The sequence below is a fragment of the Citrobacter sp. Cf072 genome, assembly GCF_030334485.1.
Taxonomy (GTDB): Bacteria; Pseudomonadota; Gammaproteobacteria; order Enterobacterales; family Enterobacteriaceae; genus Citrobacter; species Citrobacter freundii.
Window position 1 is genome coordinate 1 of the sequence record NZ_JAOWDX010000028.1, and the last position, 218, is coordinate 218.

The window sequence follows — 218 nt, forward strand, 5'->3', positions numbered from 1 at the left end:
GCAGGTTCGAATCTTACAAATCGCAGATAGCAAAAAAGCGCCTTTAGGGCGCTTTTTTACATTGGTGGGTCGTGCAGGATTCGAACCTGCGACCAATTGATTAAAAGTCAACTGCTCTACCAACTGAGCTAACGACCCGAAGTGGTGGGTGATGACGGGATCGAACCGCCGACCCCCTCCTTGTAAGGGAGGTGCTCTCCCAGCTGAGCTAATCACCC

General features: G+C 51.8%; 2 tRNA genes. Both read right to left on the bottom strand.

Annotation, left to right across the window (positions count from 1 at the left end):
• Window positions 1–62 precede the first annotated feature (62 nt).
• Window positions 63–138: transfer RNA gene (locus OGX66_RS02290), tRNA-Lys, on the bottom strand.
• 4 nt (window positions 139–142) lie between these two features.
• Window positions 143–218, bottom strand: a tRNA-Val gene (locus OGX66_RS02295).